The sequence below is a fragment of the Pseudomonas sp. R11-23-07 genome, assembly GCF_003852295.1.
Classification (GTDB): Bacteria; Pseudomonadota; Gammaproteobacteria; order Pseudomonadales; family Pseudomonadaceae; genus Aquipseudomonas.
In genome coordinates this window covers 2,480,834-2,498,695 of sequence record NZ_CP027761.1, presented here as the reverse complement: position 1 = coordinate 2,498,695, position 17,862 = coordinate 2,480,834, and the positions used below count along the sequence as shown (strand labels likewise).

The window sequence follows — 17,862 nt, the reverse complement described above, 5'->3', positions numbered from 1 at the left end:
TGGGAGGGGGCTTGCTCCCGATAGCGGTATATCAGTAACAGATGAGCTGGCTGACACACCGCCATCGGGAGCAAGCCCCCTCCCACATTTAGTTTTCAGGTTGCAGCAACAACGCCACCAGCGCACTCCACCCTGTCTGGTGCGACGCCCCCAGCCCCCTGCCAGTTTCCCCATGAAAATACTCATGGAACAACACCAGGTCACGGCTGAGCGGGTCCGCCTCCAACTGCGCATACGCCGCCATCGACGGGCGCAGGCCATTTTCGTCCCTTAGAAACAAGCCGGTCAGTCGCTGACTGAGGCTGTCGGCCACTTCCTCCAGGGATGACAGATACCCGCTGCCCTTGGGGTATTCCACCGAAAAGTTATCCGCGTAATAGCGATGAAATTCGCGCAGCGACTCGATCAGCATGTAGTTGACCGGCATCCACAACGGCCCGCGCCAATTAGAGTTGCCACCGTACAAACGTGAATCGGATTCGCCGGGCTGGTAACTGGCGCACAGAGTGTCGCCATTCATCTTCAGGGCCAGGGGCTGTTCGGCGAAGGCCTTGGACAAGGAGCGCACGCCAAACGCCGACAAGAACTCATCGTCATCCAGCATGCGCCGCAGCAAATCCTTGGTGCGCTCGCCGCGCAGCAATGCCAGTAGCAGCCGATTGCCCTGCCCCGGTTCGTTCCAACGCGATACCAGCCTGGCCAGGTCCGGCCGATGGTGCATGAAGCCCAACAGCCGCTCGCGCAAGCCCGTCAGGCCTTCATGCTCGCGCTGCTCCAGCACCAGCACCGCGAACAACGGCATCAGCCCGACAATAGAGCGCAGGCGCACCGGTTCGCTCTCGCCATCGGGGCGATGCAGCACGTCGTAGAAAAACCGATCCTGCTCGTCCCACAGTCCGTCGGCGCTGTCGTCGACACGGTTGATGGCGCCGGCGATATACAGGAAGTGCTCGAAGAATTTCACCGCGATATCCACGTACACGCCATTGCGCTTGGCCAGCTCCAGGGCGATGCGCATCAGGTCCAGCGCATAGGCGGCCACCCACGCCGTACCGTCCGCCTGGTCCAGCTGATAGCCCGGCGGCAGCGCGGCAGAGCGGTCGAACAAGGCGATATTGTCCAGCCCGAGAAAGCCGCCCTGGAACAAGTTGCGGCCCTCGGCGTCCTTGCGGTTGACCCACCAGGAAAAATTCAGCAGCAGTTTGTGGAAAATTCGCTCCAGGAAGTCCAGGTCGCCCACACCGGTCAGCGCCTTGTCCTGCTGATAGACGCGCCAGCTGGCCCAGGCATGCACGGGCGGGTTGGCATCGTCGAAGCGCCACTCATAAGCCGGCAATTGGCCATTGGGGTGCATGAAACGGTCCTTCACCAGCAATAGCAGTTGTTGCTTGGCGTAGCCGGGATCGATCAGCGCCATCGCTACCGCCTGGAAGCCCTGGTCCCACGAGGCGTACCAGGGGTATTCCCAGGTGTCGGGCATGGAGAGAATGTCGAAGTTGGACAGGTGCCGCCAATGGGTATTGCGCAAATGCAGGCGCTCGGGCGGCGGCGCGGGCTGGGCCGGGTCGCCGTCGAGCCACTGGTTCACGTCGAAATAGTACAACTGCTTGGACCACAACAACCCGGCCAGGGCCTGACGCTGCACATTGCGTGCATCGTCGTCGGCGATGCCCTGTTGCAGCGCCGCGTAGAAGTCGTCGGCCTCCTGGCGGCGCTGCTCGAACAGCTTGCGCGCGTTGATCTCGGGCGCGTCCACAGGGGCAAAGCGCAGGTACAGGACTTTGCGCTCATCGCCTGCCAGTTCCAGCACGAACCGCGCCGCCACCTTGGTGCCCGTATCCCTGCGAATCGCGCCTTGCACACCGTCGACCACGTAATCGTTGATGCCGTCCTTGAACGGCCCCGGCGCCGCTGGCCCACCCAGCCTGGGGACGTTGGTCTGGTTTTCACAAAACAACCATTCCACGCCGTCCTGGCCCCAGGCGCTGAGATGGCGGTCGCCCAGCTCATGATGACGCGCTCGCACGCGGTCACCGTCCAGGGTCAAGCCGGGCTTGGGGGCGCCGAAGGTCCAGCTCCAGTCATTGCGCGCCCACAGCTGGGGCAATACCTGCAGGCGCGTGGGTTGCTCGGCACGGTTGTGCACGGTGATGCGCATGAAAATATCGTCGGGCTGATGCTTGGCGTACTCAACGCTGACGTCGCAGTAACGGTTGTCGTCAAACACGCCGGCATCGAGGATTTCATACTCAGCGTCAGCCAGCCCACGGCGGGCGTTTTCGGCGATCAGGTCGGCGTAGGGAAACGCTCCATGGGGGTATTTGTAGAGCATGCGCATGTAGGCATGGCTCGGCACGCCATCGACGAAAAAGTACAGTTCCTTGACGTCTTCACCGTGGTTGCCCTCGGCGTTATCGAGGCCGAACAGGCGCTCCTTGAGGATCGCGTCACGTTCGTTCCACAGCGCCAGGCCCAGGCACCAGCGTTGCGCCTTGTCGCTGAAACCGGCCAGGCCATCCTCGCCCCACCGGTAGGCACGGCTGCGGGCATGTTCATGGGGAAAATAAGCCCAGGCGTCGCCGTCGGCGCTGTAGTCCTCGCGTACGGTGCCCCATTGGCGTTCACTCAGGTACGGCCCCCACTCGCGCCAGCACTCCGCATTCCCCGTCGCCAGGCGCTGGCCTTCGAGGGTGTCGAGCAATCGGGGTGTGGGTGTGGCCGTCATTGAGTCCTCCATCGCCGGTCGGATGAGCAGCAGTGTAGAACCCAATGCCGCCCGGATGCACATGAAGACTGCATAGGGCCGTCACCTCATTCATTTGCAGAATGAAGTCCAGAGGAAACTTCGTTTGCACGCGCCTCTTGGGCCCAACAAAATCCAGGGAAAGCCACACACTTCGTCTCAGCCTTCAGGAATTTTTCTATGCCAGGTACCGCACATATCAGCCCCGACGAGATCCGTAAGGGCTTTTCCCGGGCGATGTCCGATATGTACAGGGACGAAGTGCCGTTGTACGGCGCGCTGATGAGCCTGGTGGCGCAGACCAACGCACAGGTGCTGGAGCGCAACCCGGGCCTGGCCGAGCACCTGCGACGTACGGGTGAGATCGAGCGCCTGGACATGGAGCGCCACGGTGCGATCCGCCTGGGCACCGCTGCGGAACTGGCGACCATCAACCGTCTGTTCGCGGTCATGGGCATGCAACCGGTGGGCTATTACGACCTCACACCGGCTGGCGTGCCGGTCCATTCCACGGCCTTTCGCGCCGTCCACGAACAGTCGCTGCAAACCAGCCCGTTTCGCGTGTTCACCTCGCTGCTGCGCCTGGAGCTGATCGAAAGCCCGGCGCTGCGCAGCTTTGCCGAAACCGCCCTGGCCAAGCGCTCGATCTTCACCCCCGGCGCCCTGGCGCTGATCGAACAGGCCGAAAAAGACGGCGGCCTCGGAGCCTCTGCCGCCGAGGAGTTCATTCGCCAGGCGCTGGAGACGTTCCGCTGGCACCCGACTGCCACCGTCACGGCCGCGCAGTATCGGCAACTCAGCGACCAGCATCGCCTGATCGCCGACGTGGTGGCCTTCAGAGGCCCGCACATCAATCACCTCACCCCGCGCACCCTGGACATCGACCAGGTGCAGGCGGCCATGCCCGGCCACGGCATCACCCCCAAAGCCGTGATCGAAGGCCCACCTCGGCGCAATTGCCCGATCCTGCTGCGCCAGACCAGCTTCAAGGCCCTCGACGAACCCATTGGCTTTACCGATGCCCAGGGCAGCCACAGCGCACGCTTCGGCGAAATCGAACAGCGCGGCGTCGCGCTCACCCCCAAGGGGCGCGCCCTGTACGACCAACTGCTGAATGCCGCCCGCGATGAACTGGGCGCCTTCCCCAACGAGTCCAACGCCAAGCGTTATGAACAATTGATGGAGCAACACTTTCAGGCCTTCCCGGATGATCACGCGCAAATGCGTGAACAAGGCTTGGCGTACTTCCGCTATTTCCCCACTGAAAAAGGCCTGGCAGCCCGCGGCAAGTCCGACCAACCGCGCACACTGGAGGCATTGATCAGCGCGGGGCATGTAGAGATGGAACCGCTGGTGTACGAGGATTTCCTGCCGGTGAGCGCGGCGGGGATTTTTCAGTCGAACCTGGGCGATGCGGCGCAGAGTCACTATGCGGCGAATTCAAACAAGGATGAGTTCGAGCAGGCGCTGGGCCGCAGCACGATTGACGAGTTGCAGCTGTATGGCGAGACGCAGCAGCGTTCCGTGGATCAATGCATGAGCACGCTGCTGGTATAAAAAAACATGCACATTCGAATGGGGCACGGGTTGTGGTGAGGGAGCTTGCTCCCTCGCCACGGGTTGGAGTTTTGCTTAACTCAACTTTGCGACAATTTCATCTTTGATCAGCAACCGTTTCTTCTTCAGTTTTTCCACATCCTCATCGTTGGCACTTGCCGACTCCGCCTTCAGCACCTCCCCATCGGCAGCGTCGTATTGCGTGAGCAACGAGTCCAGACGCTTGTCACTCGCCCTGCGTTCGTGAACAACTTCCTTGCTCATCCCCAAGTCCTGATACAGGTCGTGTTTCACTGGCATGGCGTACCTCCACAAATGGATCAATGGTCTACCCCTTGAAACTAGCCCATTCCCGGGGGTCTTGTCATGTTCGAGGTCAAACCATCCCCGTTCGTCGTAACCCCGGCGATGGGATCAAACCTTTGCCGTGCCCTGCCCTCCACTGTAGATCGCCACCCGAGGGAGACCGGTTTTATGAATCACACTGCCACTGCTGCCGACACGCAATGCATCAACACCATCCGCACACTGGCCATGGATGCCGTGCAGAAGGCCAACTCGGGCCACCCCGGCACGCCCATGGGCCTGGCGCCGGTGGGCTACACGTTGTGGAGTCGCTTCCTGCGCTACCACCCGGAGCATCCCGACTGGCCCAACCGCGACCGCTTTGTGTTGTCGGTGGGGCATGCGTCGATGCTGTTGTATTCGCTGTTGCACTTGGCCGGCGTGGTGGAAATCGACGCCCACGGCAAGCGCTCCGGGCAGCCGGCGGTCAGCCTGGACGACATCAAGCAGTTCCGGCAGATGGGTTCCAAAACCCCGGGCCACCCCGAGTACCGCATGACCACCGGGGTGGAAACCACCACCGGCCCCTTGGGCCAGGGCTGCGCCAACAGCGTGGGCATGGCGATGGCCGAGCGGTGGCTGGCCCAGCGGTTCAACCGCGACGGCCAGGTGCTGTTCGACTACGACGTCTACACCCTGTGCGGTGACGGCGACATGATGGAAGGCATCAGCAGCGAAGCGGCGTCGATGGCCGGGCATTTGCGGCTGGATAACCTGTGCTGGATCTACGACAACAACACCATCAGCATCGAGGGCCACACCGAGCTGGCCTTCAGTGAAGATGTGATCAAGCGTTTCCAGGCATATGGCTGGCACACCGTGCACGTCACCGATGCCAATGACCTGCAAGCCTTGAGCGTGGCGCTGGAAACCTTCAAGGCCAATACCGGCGCGCCGACCCTGATCGTGGTCGACAGCGTGATCGGCTACGGTTCGCCGCACAAACACAACACCGCTGCGGCCCATGGCGAGCCGTTGGGCGAGGATGAAATTCGCCTGACCAAAGCCGCGTATGGCTGGCCAGAGGATTCCAGTTTCCTGGTGCCGGATGAGGCACGCACCACGTTGCGCGACGCACTGCATGAGCGTGCCGAACCGCTGTACGCCGAGTGGAACCAGACCTTGTCATCCCTCGACCCGCAACGCGCCGATGAGCTGCAGCGCATGCGCGCCGGGGAAATGCCCGAGCACTGGCAGGCCGACCTGCCGCGCTTTGCGACCGATGCCAAGGGTGTCGCCAGCCGGGCATCGGGCGGCGAGGTGCTGAACGCCTTCGCTCAACAGATCCCCTGGCTGCTCGGCGGCTCGGCGGATCTGTCGCCCTCGACCAAGACCAACCTCACCTTCGACGGCGCCGGCCGTTTCAGCGCCGATGACTACAGCGGGCGCAACCTGCACTTCGGCATTCGCGAGCACGCCATGGGCGCAATTGCCAACGGCATGGCGCTGTCCTACCTGCGGCCGTACACCTCGACGTTCCTGGTGTTCAGCGACTATATGAAACCGCCGATCCGCCTGGCGGCGATCATGGAGTTGCCGGTGGTCTTCGTGTTTACCCATGACTCGATCGGCGTCGGCGAAGACGGCCCCACCCACCAGCCCATCGAACAGCTGACCCAACTGCGCGCCACCCCAGGCCTGCTGACCCTGCGCCCGGGAGACGCGAACGAAACCCTGGAATTGTGGAAAGTGGCGCTGGCGCAGACCGATCGGCCAAGCTGCGTGGTGTTGTCGCGCCAACCGCTGCCAACCCTGGATCGCAGCCGCTATGCCGCCGCCTCCGGTGCGGCCAAAGGCGCCTACGTGCTGGCCGGCGCAGACAAGCCTGAAGTGATCCTGATCGCCACGGGCAGTGAAGTCAGCCTGGCGGTCGCCGCCTACGAACAACTCACGGACGAAGGCATTGCCGCGCAGGTGGTGTCGATGCCCAGTTGGGAACTGTTCGAAGACCAGGACCAGGCCTACCGCGACAGCGTGTTACCGCCGGCGGTGAAGGCGCGCGTGGTGGTGGAACAGGCCGGCCCGTTGGGCTGGGACCGCTACGTCGGGCAGACCGGCGCCAAGGTGGTGATGAACAGCTTTGGCGCGTCGGCACCGCTGGCGAAGTTGCAGGAAAAGTACGGGTTCACTAAGGAAAATGTGGTGAAGCTGGCCAAGCAGCAACTCCAGCACAACCGGGCTGAGTAACCCCTCTCGATGCGCAGGGGCTTGCTCCCCTGCTGCACCGGACCAGCGATGGCTCAATTCTTGTAGTCGGTATCGCTACGCTCCAACTGCCGGATCAAGGCATTCCAATGGCGCGCCACCCCCGGCCCTTCCCCACTGCTGAAGACCTTGGCCTGCTGCTCGACCCTGGCCACCACTTCAGCCGGTGGAAATACCAGTTCCGCATTCCCGCCTGCCTGCGCCGCAATCTGGATGTTGCAGGCGCGCTCCAACCCCTGCAGCTGCTGGAATGCATGCTCCACGCTGATGCCTGCGGTCAACAGCCCATGGTTGCGCAGGATCATCACGCTCTTGTCGCCCAGGTCCGCCACCAGCCGCTCGCGTTCGTCCAGGTCCAGGGCCACGCCTTCGTAGCCGTGATAGGCCACGCGTCCGGAAAACGCGATGGAATGCTGGGAGATCGGTAACAGCCCGTCCTTCTGCGCGGATACCGCAATCCCGTCGCGGGTATGGGTGTGCAGCACCGCCTGCAGGTCGTGGCGCGCGCCATGGATGGCGCTGTGGATCACGTAGCCGGCGTAGTTGATGCCAAGGCCGGTGGGGTCATCGACCAGGGTGCCGTCGAGGTCGACCTTGACCAGGTTGGAGGCGCTGATTTCATCGAACAGCAGGCCGAAGGCGTTGATCAGGAAATGTTCCTCAGGGCCTGGCACACGGGCGGAGAAATGCGTGTAGATATGGTCGGTCCAGTTGTACAAGGCCGCCAGTCGATAGGCGGCGGCCAGTTTGACGCGCACCTCCCATTCCTCTGGCGTGACGCGTTGGCGGACGGTACTGGAAACGCTCGATAGCGAGGTGACGCTGCTCATGGCAAAACTTCCTGGATGGCCTTAAGGACTTCCAGGCCAGCCTAGGCGATGCGCAAAAATAATAAAAAGCACATTTTAATCTAACCTAATTATTATTAATTTTTATAAAATTCTCGGCAACTACACATAACAAATGTGGGAGGGAGCAAGCCCCCTCCCACACGGATTCAGGCAGCGTTGCGGATCTTGTGCAGGGAATCGGCTACCCATTGACCAAACGCATCCACCGGCCCTTGCAGGTTGCCAAGAAAGTGCGGATAGATCAGCCATAAATCCATCACCGGCTTGAAGTCCTTCAACGGCATCACCGCCAGTTGCTCGCGATGGGCACTGCGCGCAAGCAACGGGCGCGGCACCAGGCCAAGGCCCAGCCCATCCGCCACCAGCCCCAATTGCAACTCGGTGCCGAAGGTTTCCAGGTTCACCCGCAAGGCCAGGCCCTGGTCCGACAGGGTTCGTTGCAGACCGGCACGGAAGCCGCAGCCGTCCGGGTTGAGGATCCAACCGTGCTGGTACACGTCGGCCAGCTTGCACGGCTTTTTCGGCAGTTGCGCCGTGGCGCACACCACCACCAGGTCCATTTTACCGATGGACTCCCCGACGATATTGTCCGGAAAAATCTTGCCCGCCGGGAATAACGCCACCGCCGCATCCAGCTCGCCGCGCTCGATCTTGCCGACCAACTGGCTGCCCCAGCCGGTAGCCACCTGGGCGCGCAGGTCGGTGTACTCGCTGCGCAGGTGCTTGAGCGCATCGAGCAGCACCACGTCGCCGATGGTCTGCGGCACCCCCAGGCGCAGCACGCCGCTGGGCGGTGCGTCGGTGGCAACCAGCTCGCGCAGCGCGTCCATCTCGCGCAGGATCGAGCGGCACTGCTCATACACCCGGGTGCCGATCAGCGTAGGCTTGAGCGGTTTGGTGTTGCGGTCGAACAGCTCAACCCCCAGCGCCTGCTCGAAGTTCTGCACACGGCGGGTGATGGCCGGCTGGGTCAACTGCAACGACTCGGCGGCATGGCTGATGGACTGGCAACGAATCACTTCGACAAAGGCATCGATATCGTCAATTTTCATTTGGGCCGCACATAGAGAACAGTCATTAAGATGTGCGCCAAGCATAGTTGGCGTCACCCGGTCTGGATAGCCCGTGCTGTGATCAATAACGTCTAACGCTATACAGGACGATTCTAAATTACTTACAGCTATAAGCTAATCATTAAAAAATAGCATATTAACCACAAACATTATGCTTAGATAAGCCCATCAACTACCGCGAATGGAATGTTCATGAGCCAGGCCCGACACCCCGAGAGATTACGCGCCTTTATCGGCGCCTTGGCTGAGCTGATCGACGGCAACCCGCGCGAGGGCGACCTGCTGCACCGTGGCGGCAAGCTGCTGGCGCAACTGGTCAGCCATGATGACTGGCTCCCCGACGCATTCGCCCAACCCGACCCCGAGCGCTATCAGCAATTTCTGCTGCATGCCGACTCGCGCCAGCGTTTCAGTATCGTCAGCTTTGTGTGGGGGCCGGGTCAACGCACGCCGATTCATGATCATCGGGTGTGGGGGCTGATCGGCATGTTGCGCGGCGCGGAATTTTCCCAGGGTTTTGCCCGGGCGCCCGATGGCGCGCTGGTCGCCGAGGGCACGCCGGTGCAACTGCTGCCGGGCCAAGTCGAAGCGGTGTCGCCCAAGATCGGTGATATCCATCAGGTGAGCAATGCCTACGACGACCAGGTGTCCATCAGCATTCATGTGTACGGCGCCAACATCGGCGCGGTGCGTCGAGCGGTGTATCAACCCGACGGCAGCGAGAAGCTGTTTATCTCCGGTTATTCCAACGCCTACCTCCCGAATATCTGGGACCTGTCCAAAGAAAAGAGCCCTGCCCTATGAGCACCGTATCGACCCGCAACTACGCCCGGATTCGCCAGGCCCTGTTGGACCATGAGGAAGTCGCCCTGGTAGACGTGCGCGAGGAAGCGCCATATGCCGAAGGCCACCCGCTGTTTGCCGTGAACATTGCCCTGTCCAGGCTGGAACTGGAGGTGTATGCGCGCATCCCACGTCGCGATACCCAGGTCACGCTGTACGACAACGGTGAAGGTCTGGCCGAGCGTGCCGCCGAACGCCTGGTTGCGCTGGGTTACACCCAGGTCAGCCTGCTGGAAGGTGGGCTTGAGGGTTGGCGCCAGGCTGGTGGCGAGCTGTTTATCGACGTCAACGTACCGAGCAAGGCCTTTGGCGAACTGGTGGAAAGCCAGCGCCACACGCCGTCCCTGGCGGCCGAGGAAGTCCAGGCGCTGCTCGACAGCCAGGCCGATGTGGTGGTGCTCGACGCCCGGCGTTTCGATGAATACCAGACCATGAGCATCCCCACCGGCATCAGCGTGCCGGGCGCCGAACTGGTGCTGCGCGCCCGTGAACTGGCCCCGGACCCGGCTACGCGCATTATCGTCAACTGCGCCGGGCGTACCCGCAGCATTATCGGCACCCAGTCATTGATCAATGCCGGCGTAGCCAACCCGGTGTCGGCGCTGCGCAACGGCACCATCGGCTGGACCCTGGCCGGGCAGACACTCGCCCATGGTCAAGCAAGGCGCTTTGCGCCCACCAGCGAGGAACATCGCCAGATCGCCGCTCAAGCTGCCCGCGGCGTGGCCGACAAGGCCCGCGTCGGCCGTGCCACCCTCGATGATCTGCAACGCTGGCAGCAGGACGCGACACGCACCACCTACCTGTTCGACGTGCGCACCCCGGAAGAATTCGAGGCCGGCCACCTGCCCGGCGCCCGCTCCACACCGGGCGGGCAACTGGTGCAGGAAACCGACCATGTCGCCAGCGTGCGTGGCGCGCGCCTGGTGCTGGTGGACGATGACGGCGTGCGTGCAAATATGTCGGCCTCCTGGCTCGCCCAGCTGGGTTGGGACGTCTATGTGCTCGACGAGGTGCACGCCGCGCATTTCAGCGAACACGGCGCCTGGGTCGCGCCGGTGCCCGCGCCACCCCAGGCCGAACTGATCAGCGCGCACACCCTCGCCGACTGGCTCGAACATGGCGACACGGTGGTGCTGGACTTCACCGCCAGCGCCAATTACGTGAAGCGCCATATCCCCGGTGCGTGGTGGACGTTGCGTGCGCAACTGCCCCAGGCGCTGGCAAAGGTGCCCCGCGCGCAGCGCTACGTATTGACCTGCGGCAGCAGCCAGTTGGCGCGCCTGGCGGTGCCCGAAGTCGAAGCCCTGACCGGCCGGCAAGTGTTCCTGCTGGAGGGCGGCACCGCCGCCTGGATCGCCGCGCAACTGCCGCTCGAAGAAGGCGACACGCACCTGGCGTCACCGCGTATCGACCGCTACCGCCGCCCCTATGAAGGCACCGATAACCCACGGGAAGCCATGCAAGCCTACCTGGATTGGGAATTCGGCCTGGTCGAGCAACTGGCTCGCGACGGCACCCACGGTTTCTACGTGATCTGATCCACCGCTGCACCGTTCCCGGAAATCCGACCCCTTCTCCAGGCGGAGGTACCTTCCTTTACCCAACGCCTGGAGTTTGTCCCATGCTGTTCAATACCCCCCTCTCACGCCTGCTGCTGGGCGGCGCCCTGGCGCTCGGCCTGCTTGCCAATGCCCACGCCGCCGACCTGCAACCCCTGCGCGTGGCCAACCAGAAGTCGACGATCAAGGCGCTGCTGGAAGCCTCCGGCGAAACTAAAAACGTACCCTACGAGATCAAGTGGTCGGAATTCCCCTCGGCCTCGCCCCTGGGCGAAGCGCTGAATGCCGGTGCGGTGGATGTCGGCGCCCTGGGCGATGCGCCCTATGTGTTCGCCCTCGGCGCCGGTGCGTCGCTCAAAGTGATCAGCATCATCCATGCCGAAGGGCGGAACACCACCGCGTTGCTGGTGCCCCAGGATTCGCCGATCAAGACCGCAGCCGACCTCAAGGGCAAGAAAATCGTCACCGGGCGCGGCTCCATCGGCCATTACCTGGCGATCAAGGCCCTGGCCAGCGCCGGCCTGACCTCAAAGGATGTGCAGTTCATTTTCCTGCTGCCCGCCGAATCCCGCTTGGTGCTGGATAACGGCACCGCCGATGCCTGGGCGACCTGGGACCCCTACACCACCGTAGTCACCTCACAAAGCAACGCCCGTGTGCTGGTCAGCGGCAGGAACCTGCTGAGCAACCACCTGTACTTCGCCGCCACCAGCCAGGCCATTGCCGACAAGCGCGTGCAACTGGACGACTTTGTCGCCCGCGTCGACCGGGCCTACGCCTGGGCCAACAAGCACCCCGACGAATACGCCGCCGCCCAGGCCAAAATCACCGGCCTGCCGTTGGCGGTGCACATTGAAGTGGCCAAGGACACCCACCTGTCCCCGGTACAAATTGACGACGCGGTGATCAGCGGCCTGCAAGCCACCGCCGACACCTACCAGAAGGAAGGCCTGTTGAGCCGGCGCATCGACGTGTCCCAAGGCTTCGACAAAAGCTTCAACACCCAGCGTGCCCCCAATTCCCAAGCATCGCGCTAAGGAGCAGAACATGAGCAAGCCACGTCAATTGAAACTCGGTGCCATGGTTCACGGTGTCGGCCACGGCTGGGGCGAATGGCGCCACCCGCAGGCGCAACCCAACGCCAGCACGAATTTCGGCTTTTACAAACAGCAGACCGAACTGGCCGAAGCCGCTCGGTTCGACTTCGTGTTCATCGCCGACAGCCTGCATATCCACGCCAAGTCCAGCCCGCACTACCTCAACCGGTTTGAACCGCTGACCATCCTGTCGGCCCTGGCCGCGCTGACCACGCACATCGGCCTGGTCGCCACCGTGACCGTCAGCTACACCGAGCCCTACCAGGTGGCGCGCCAGTTTGCCTCGCTGGACCATATCAGCGGTGGCCGCGCCGGTTGGAACGTGGTCACTTCGTGGCTGAGCGGCACCGCCGATAACTTCGGCAAAGCCGAACACCCGCCTCACGCCGTGCGCTACCGCATCGCCAAGGAACACCTGAATGTGGTCAAGGGCCTGTGGGACTCCTGGGAAGACGACGCCTTTGCCTATAACAAGCACAGCGGCGAATTCTTCACCCCGCACAAGCTGCATGCGCTTAACCACCAGGGCGAATTTTTCTCGGTCAAGGGCCCGCTGAATATCGCGCGTTCGCGCCAGGGCCAGCCGGTGATTTTCCAGGCCGGCACCTCGGAAGACGGGCGCAACTTCGCCGCGCAGAATGCCGATGCGATCTTTGTGCATGTGGAGACTGTCGACGAGGGCAAAGCCTATACCGCCGACTTGAAACGCCGGGCCAAGGGCTTCGGGCGTGAGCCCGACAGCCTGTCGATTCTGCCGGGTATCCGCCCGATTGTCGGGCGCGATGCCGCCGAAGTGGAAAACCGTTATCAGCAGGCGGTGGAACTGGTCACCGTCGAAGATGCCATCGTCGCCCTCGGCCGTCCGTTCAACGACCATGACTTCAGCCAATACCCGCTTGACGCACCGTTCCCGGAACTCGGCGACCTGGGTGCCAACAGCCAGAAAGGCGGTTCCGAACGCATCAAGCAATTGGCCAGGGACGAAGGCCTGACCCTGCGCGAAGTGGCGCTGCGGTTCTCGCGGCCCAAGCGCGACTTCGTCGGCACGCCGGAGCAGGTCGCCGATGCGATCCAGCGCTGGTTCGAAGAGGGAGCCAGCGATGGCTTCATCATCAACTCGGTGCTGCCCGATGGCTTGCAGTACTTCACTGAGCTGGTGGTGCCGGTGCTGCAGCAGCGTGGGCTGTTTCGTACCGAGTACAGCGGCCAGACGTTGCGCGACAACCTCGGCCTGGACGTACCGGCCAACCGCTACAGCTCGGTTGAAGCCCCTGAGACAGCCCTGGCCTGACACCATCCCCTGTGGGAGGGGGCTTGCTCCCGATAGCAATCTGTCAGGCGGTACATCCACTGGCTGAACCACCGCTATCGGGAGCAAGCCCCCTCCCACATTTTTGACCGAGTACATACTGATGACTCAATCGTCTCTACGTGCCGTGGAAACCGTCGATTTCGACGCCACCCTCGAGCGCCTCAGCGCCGAGCTGGCCAGCACTGCCCACCTTTATGATGAAAGCGGCGCCTTCCCCCACGATAATTTCAAGCGGCTGCATGAGCACGGCCTGATCGCTCTCACCGTGCCCAGCGCCCTCGGCGGCGGCGGTGCCGGCCTGCCCCTGGCGCGCAAGGCTATCAGCGCAATCGCCAAGGGCGAGCCCTCCACCGCGCTGATCCTGGTGATGCAATACCTGCAGCACAGCCGCTTGCAGGACAGCAAGACCTGGCCCCGGCACTTGCGTGAGCGTGTCGGCGAAGATGCGGTGCGCCATGGCGCGCTGATCAACGCCCTGCGCGTCGAGCCGGACCTGGGCACGCCGGCCCGTGGCGGCTTGCCGGCGACCACCGCTGTACGCAGCGCCGAAGGCTGGCGTATCAGCGGGCGCAAAATCTACTCCACCGGCAGCCATGGCCTGAGCTGGTTCAGCGTGTGGGCGCGCAGCGACGATGCCGACCCGCTGGTGGGCGCCTGGCTGGTGCCCAAGGACAGCCCCGGCGTGAGCATCATCGACACCTGGGATCACCTGGGCATGCGCGCCACCTGCAGCCATGAAGTGGTGCTCGACAACGTGCTGGTGCCGCTGGACCACGCCGTCAGCGTCAGCCCGCGCAGCGCGCCGCAGCCGGAGCTGGATGGCGAGGGCCTGCTGTGGATGTCGGTGCTGCTGTCCTCGGTGTACGACGCCGTGGCCCAAGCCGCGCGGGACTGGCTGGTGAACTGGCTCGAAGAACGCCAACCGTCGAACCTCGGCGCGGCGCTGTCCACCTTGCCGCGTTTCCAGGAGACCGTCGGCCATATCGACACCCTGCTGTTTGCCAACCGCAGCCTGCTCGATGCCGCCGCCGACGGCCACACGCCGGCCGCCAATGCAGCGCAATTGAAGTACTTGGTGACTGGCAACGCTATCCGCGCGGTCGAGTTGGCTATCGAGGCCTCGGGCAACCCCGGCCTGTCACGGCATAGCCCACTGCAACGGCACTACCGCGATGTGCTGTGCAGTCGCGTCCACACCCCGCAGAACGACGCCGTGCTGCAAGGCGTCGGTAAAGCGGTGTTCGCCCAACGTCAGAAGGAACGCACATGAGTCAGCTGATTATTGCCAGCCAGTTGGACGAGGACTACAACGACGTAATCCGCGCACGTCTGGCCACGCGGCACCCCCACGCCCAGGTGATCGGCGTGCCCGCCGGCGTGCCGAGCGACCTGCCGCCCCAGGCGAATATCCTGTTGCTGCGCCCCATCAATGTGCGCGGCTACACTGCACCGGACACGCCACCACCGGGCTGGCCCTACGGCGCGCAATGGGTGCACCTGGTGTCATCGGGCATCGACTTCTACCCGCATTGGCTGTTCAACGGCCCTCCGGTCACCACCTCACGGGGCAGCGCCGCCGACAACCTCGCCGAGTTCGCCCTGGCGGCGATCTTTGCCGCCTCCAAGCATTTGCCGGACATTTGGGTGAAAGACGCGCAATGGCAATTCACCGCCCTGCGCCCACTCAAGGGCACCACCCTGGGCATCCTCGGCTTCGGCGCGATTGGTCAAAGCCTGGCGCAGAAAGCCCTGGCCCTGGGCATCCATGTCGTCGCGTTGCGGCAGAGCCAGGCACCATTTGGCGTGGGTGTAGAAGCCGCCAAGGATATCCACGACCTGTTCGCCCGTGCCGACCACCTGGTGGTGGCAGCACCGCTGACCGAGGCCACGCGGCACATCATCAACCGTGACGTGCTGGGCAGCGCCAAGCCGGGGCTGCACCTGATCAATATCGCGCGCGGTGGGTTGCTGGATCAGGAAGCATTGTTGGAAGCGTTGGATAACGGCCAGATCGGCCTGGCGTCACTGGACGTGACCGAGCCGGAGCCGTTGCCGGATGGACATCCGTTGTACAGCCATCCGAGGGTGCGGTTGTCGCCGCATACGTCGGCGATTTCGACCAATAGCCGCAATGAGATTGCCGATACGTTTCTGGCCAATCTGGAGCGCTACGTGGACGGCCTTGAGTTAGCCAACGTAGCGAACGCCTGATGCAAAACCAACTGTGGGAGGGGGCTTGCTCCCGATAGCGGTGGGTCAGTCAAAAGATGCAGTGGCTGACACTCAGCTATCGGGAGCAAGCCCCCTCCCACATTTGGTTCGGTGTTCGCCATTATTTGATGCGGTAGTGGAAGGTGTTGCGCACCGCCGGCACGGCGACTGGCTGGCCGTCGACGACCCTGGGCTGATAGCGAAAGGTATTCGCCGCCGCCAGCGAAGGCCGGATAAACAACGGGTGACAGCCGTCCAGCACCTTGGGATTTTCCACGCGGCCCTGGGTATTGACGGTGTATTCCACCGAACAGTCGCCTTCAATATTTTTGTCCAGTGCGCGCTCCGGGTAGTCCGGCGCTTCCTTGCTCAAGGGCTGATATTGGCGGCTGTCGAACGCGGGAGCGGGTGCCGGTACGGCAACTTGGGCTTTCTTGGAGGCCACCCGTTGCTGTTCCAGCTCCCGATTGCGTTGCTCGGTGGCCAGGCGCTGCTGTTGCTGCTCGATTTTCTGCGCTTCGACCCGTTTGCGCGCCAGCGCGGCCTTCTCGATTTTCTGCGCCTGGATCTGCGGGTCAACCGTCGGTTTGGCCGGTACCGGTAGCGGGACCGCAACCGGCTCAGGCAATGCGGGCGCTACAGGCTCAGGCTCAGGCGCCGGCGCCGGCGCCGGCGCCGGCATCATCACCAGTTGCGTGTGCATCACCCGAGGCGCGTCCACCACCGGTTTCTCCGGCGACCATCCCAGCATCAGTGCCGCCACTACCGCCACATGCAGCGCCACGGCGAGGCCTGCCGCGAGGCTGATGCGCCACATTCCGTCGCTGTGTAGCGCCCGCGCCTGTGTCGGGCTGTGCATGATCATCGCGGTCATTGCGGGGCCTCGGTCACCAGCCCCAGGTTGCTGACACCACCCTTCTGCAACACCGCCATGGCCGCCACCACGCGGCCGTACCCGGCGTTGTCGTCCGCGCGGATATACACCTGGGTGTCGCTGCGCGCCGCCACCACCTGCATGACCTTGGCGCCCATTTCTTCCAGGCTCACGGCGCTGTCGGTCTGGTGCCGGGTATCCAGCTCGCCGCCCAGGTTCCAGTAGTAACCGCCGTCCGCCTGCACCGACAGCGTGAGGATCTGCTGGCGGGTGTCAGTGGCCAGCGCCTCGGCGGCGACCTTGGGCAACTCGATCTTCACGCCCTGGGTCAGCATGGGCGCGGTGACCATGAAGATCACCAGCAGCACCAGCATCACGTCGATGTAAGGCACCACGTTCATCTCGGCCTTGGGCCCGTGCTTGCGTTGCGGCCTGGTCAACATCGGTTCGCTCCTTGTTCAGGCGGCCACGGCCAGGTTGATCGGGGTACCGCGCAGGGCACGGTGCAGGCGCACTTGCAGTTCGTTGCCGAAGGCGTAGTAACGGGTGAGCAGGCTTTGGCTGCGCGCGGCAAAGCGGTTATAGGCGATCACCGCCGGGATCGCCGCGAACAGGCCGATGGCCGTGGCAATCAAGGCTTCGGCGATGCCCGGCGCCACCGTCGACAGCGTGGCCTGTTGCACCTGGGACAAGCCGAGGAACGAATTCATGATGCCCCACACCGTGCCGAACAGGCCGATGTAGGGGCTGACCGAGCCCACTGTCGCGAGAAATTGCAGGCCCTTTTCCAGCTCCAGCTCCTGCTCGGTGATCGCCACCTGCAAGGCGCGCTCCACGCCTTCGAGCACTGCGGGATCGTGGTGGTGCAGGTGCTGGTATTCCTGTAGGCCGGCGATAAAAATCGGCGCCACACCGCCCTCGCCCGCCTGCACCGCGTCGCGATACAGCGGTTGCAGATCCGATGCGGCGCGAAAGCGCACCACGAAGGCGTGCAACTGCCGCTCCAGGCGCCGCAGCACACTGCCGCGCCGGATGATCAGGTACCAACTGATCAAGGATGCCAACAGCAAGGTGACCATGACCGCCTTGACCAACAGGCTGGCGTCGCTGATCAAGCTCCAGATCGTCATATGTTCCATCGTCGCATGCATGGTGAAGCTCCTATTCGATTAAATACGCGTGACTGGGT

Annotated in this window: 15 protein-coding genes; 8 read left to right on the top strand and 7 right to left on the bottom strand. The window is 63.3% G+C overall.

Translation table 11 applies throughout. From position 1 onward, the window contains the following. Nucleotides 1-88: 88 nt before the first annotated feature. Complete coding sequence (locus C4J84_RS11370) at nt 89-2,725, bottom strand: glucosidase (protein WP_124435346.1); 2,637 nt, start codon at nt 2,723-2,725, stop codon at nt 89-91. A gap of 198 nt (nt 2,726-2,923) precedes the next feature. Between C4J84_RS11370 and C4J84_RS11365 the strand changes: the two genes are divergently transcribed. Beyond that, nucleotides 2,924-4,300, top strand: a complete 1,377-nt coding sequence (locus C4J84_RS11365; RefSeq protein WP_124435345.1) for a VOC family protein — start codon at nt 2,924-2,926, stop codon at nt 4,298-4,300. Between the two features lie 75 nt (nt 4,301-4,375). Here C4J84_RS11365 and C4J84_RS11360 read toward each other — a convergent pair whose 3' ends face one another. Continuing rightward, nucleotides 4,376-4,600 carry a DUF465 domain-containing protein gene (locus C4J84_RS11360; protein WP_124370504.1) on the bottom strand — a complete coding sequence of 75 codons (225 nt, stop codon included), beginning with the start codon at nt 4,598-4,600 and terminating at the stop codon, nt 4,376-4,378. 174 nt (nt 4,601-4,774) lie between these two features. On the opposite strand from C4J84_RS11360, the gene tkt reads away from it, so the two are divergent. Further along, on the top strand, nt 4,775-6,832 hold the full coding sequence (gene tkt / locus C4J84_RS11355; RefSeq protein ID WP_124435344.1) for a transketolase: 2,058 nt from the start codon (nt 4,775-4,777) through the stop codon (nt 6,830-6,832). 53 nt (nt 6,833-6,885) lie between these two features. Here the strand turns inward: tkt and C4J84_RS11350 are convergent, their stop codons facing one another. Both C4J84_RS11350 and C4J84_RS11345 read right to left on the bottom strand, forming a co-directional pair. Then, entirely contained in the window at nt 6,886-7,680 is a 795-nt protein-coding gene (locus C4J84_RS11350) for a class II aldolase/adducin family protein (protein ID WP_124435343.1), read from the bottom strand. Nucleotides 7,681-7,847: 167 nt separating this feature from the next. After that, complete coding sequence (locus C4J84_RS11345; RefSeq protein WP_124366811.1) at nt 7,848-8,753, bottom strand: LysR family transcriptional regulator; 906 nt, start codon at nt 8,751-8,753, stop codon at nt 7,848-7,850. A 213-nt stretch (nt 8,754-8,966) separates the two neighbouring features. Here C4J84_RS11345 and C4J84_RS11340 point away from each other — a divergent pair, with 213 nt between their 5' ends. The 6 genes from C4J84_RS11340 to C4J84_RS11315 all read left to right on the top strand — a co-directional run bounded on the left by C4J84_RS11340 (nt 8,967) and on the right by C4J84_RS11315 (nt 15,799). Then, complete coding sequence (locus tag C4J84_RS11340) at nt 8,967-9,578, top strand: cysteine dioxygenase (protein ID WP_124366810.1); 612 nt, start codon at nt 8,967-8,969, stop codon at nt 9,576-9,578. Next, a complete protein-coding gene (locus C4J84_RS11335; protein WP_124435342.1) occupies nt 9,575-11,158 on the top strand; it encodes a rhodanese homology domain-containing protein in 1,584 nt (527 codons plus the stop codon). Before C4J84_RS11340 ends, C4J84_RS11335 begins: the two co-directional genes overlap by 4 nt. Nucleotides 11,159-11,241: 83 nt before the next feature. Continuing rightward, the gene (locus C4J84_RS11330; RefSeq protein ID WP_124435341.1) at nt 11,242-12,216 is read left to right on the top strand and encodes an ABC transporter substrate-binding protein; all 975 of its coding nucleotides are present in this window, start codon (nt 11,242-11,244) and stop codon (nt 12,214-12,216) included. A 10-nt stretch (nt 12,217-12,226) separates the two neighbouring features. After that, nucleotides 12,227-13,567 carry an LLM class flavin-dependent oxidoreductase gene (locus tag C4J84_RS11325; protein ID WP_124435340.1) on the top strand — a complete coding sequence of 447 codons (1,341 nt, stop codon included), beginning with the start codon at nt 12,227-12,229 and terminating at the stop codon, nt 13,565-13,567. 121 nt (nt 13,568-13,688) lie between these two features. Further along, nucleotides 13,689-14,858, top strand: a complete 1,170-nt coding sequence (locus tag C4J84_RS11320; protein WP_124435339.1) for an acyl-CoA dehydrogenase family protein — start codon at nt 13,689-13,691, stop codon at nt 14,856-14,858. Next, nucleotides 14,855-15,799 (top strand): D-isomer specific 2-hydroxyacid dehydrogenase family protein, encoded by a 945-nt coding sequence (locus C4J84_RS11315; protein ID WP_124370495.1) that lies wholly within the window; start codon nt 14,855-14,857, stop codon nt 15,797-15,799. Before C4J84_RS11320 ends, C4J84_RS11315 begins: the two co-directional genes overlap by 4 nt. A gap of 121 nt (nt 15,800-15,920) precedes the next feature. Here C4J84_RS11315 and C4J84_RS11310 read toward each other — a convergent pair whose 3' ends face one another. From C4J84_RS11310 to tolQ, 3 genes are read right to left on the bottom strand one after another with little or no spacing between them, the layout of a single operon-like run. Continuing rightward, nucleotides 15,921-16,673, bottom strand: coding sequence for an energy transducer TonB (locus C4J84_RS11310; protein ID WP_124370494.1), 753 nt, complete (start codon nt 16,671-16,673; stop codon nt 15,921-15,923). After that, entirely contained in the window at nt 16,670-17,116 is a 447-nt protein-coding gene (tolR, locus tag C4J84_RS11305) for a protein TolR (RefSeq protein WP_124370493.1), read from the bottom strand. Before tolR ends, C4J84_RS11310 begins: the two co-directional genes overlap by 4 nt. A gap of 15 nt (nt 17,117-17,131) precedes the next feature. Further along, entirely contained in the window at nt 17,132-17,824 is a 693-nt protein-coding gene (tolQ, locus tag C4J84_RS11300) for a protein TolQ (protein ID WP_124370492.1), read from the bottom strand. Nucleotides 17,825-17,862: the final 38 nt, after the last annotated feature.

Bases quoted from the DNA above. Each gene is read 5' to 3' on its own strand.
- C4J84_RS11325 (WP_124435340.1), top strand. From the start codon at position 12,227: ATGAGCAAGCCACGTCAATTGAAACTCGGTGCCATGGTTCACGGTGTC.
- tkt (WP_124435344.1), top strand. From the start codon at position 4,775: ATGAATCACACTGCCACTGCTGCCGACACGCAATGCATCAACACCATC.
- C4J84_RS11320 (WP_124435339.1), top strand. From the start codon at position 13,689: ATGACTCAATCGTCTCTACGTGCCGTGGAAACCGTCGATTTCGACGCC.
- C4J84_RS11360 (WP_124370504.1), bottom strand. From the start codon at position 4,600: ATGCCAGTGAAACACGACCTGTATCAGGACTTGGGGATGAGCAAGGAA.
- C4J84_RS11340 (WP_124366810.1), top strand. From the start codon at position 8,967: ATGAGCCAGGCCCGACACCCCGAGAGATTACGCGCCTTTATCGGCGCC.
- C4J84_RS11370 (WP_124435346.1), bottom strand. From the start codon at position 2,725: ATGACGGCCACACCCACACCCCGATTGCTCGACACCCTCGAAGGCCAG.
- tolQ (WP_124370492.1), bottom strand. From the start codon at position 17,824: ATGCATGCGACGATGGAACATATGACGATCTGGAGCTTGATCAGCGAC.
- C4J84_RS11365 (WP_124435345.1), top strand. From the start codon at position 2,924: ATGCCAGGTACCGCACATATCAGCCCCGACGAGATCCGTAAGGGCTTT.
- tolR (WP_124370493.1), bottom strand. From the start codon at position 17,116: ATGTTGACCAGGCCGCAACGCAAGCACGGGCCCAAGGCCGAGATGAAC.
- C4J84_RS11330 (WP_124435341.1), top strand. From the start codon at position 11,242: ATGCTGTTCAATACCCCCCTCTCACGCCTGCTGCTGGGCGGCGCCCTG.
- C4J84_RS11310 (WP_124370494.1), bottom strand. From the start codon at position 16,673: ATGACCGCGATGATCATGCACAGCCCGACACAGGCGCGGGCGCTACAC.
- C4J84_RS11350 (WP_124435343.1), bottom strand. From the start codon at position 7,680: ATGAGCAGCGTCACCTCGCTATCGAGCGTTTCCAGTACCGTCCGCCAA.
- C4J84_RS11345 (WP_124366811.1), bottom strand. From the start codon at position 8,753: ATGAAAATTGACGATATCGATGCCTTTGTCGAAGTGATTCGTTGCCAG.
- C4J84_RS11315 (WP_124370495.1), top strand. From the start codon at position 14,855: ATGAGTCAGCTGATTATTGCCAGCCAGTTGGACGAGGACTACAACGAC.
- C4J84_RS11335 (WP_124435342.1), top strand. From the start codon at position 9,575: ATGAGCACCGTATCGACCCGCAACTACGCCCGGATTCGCCAGGCCCTG.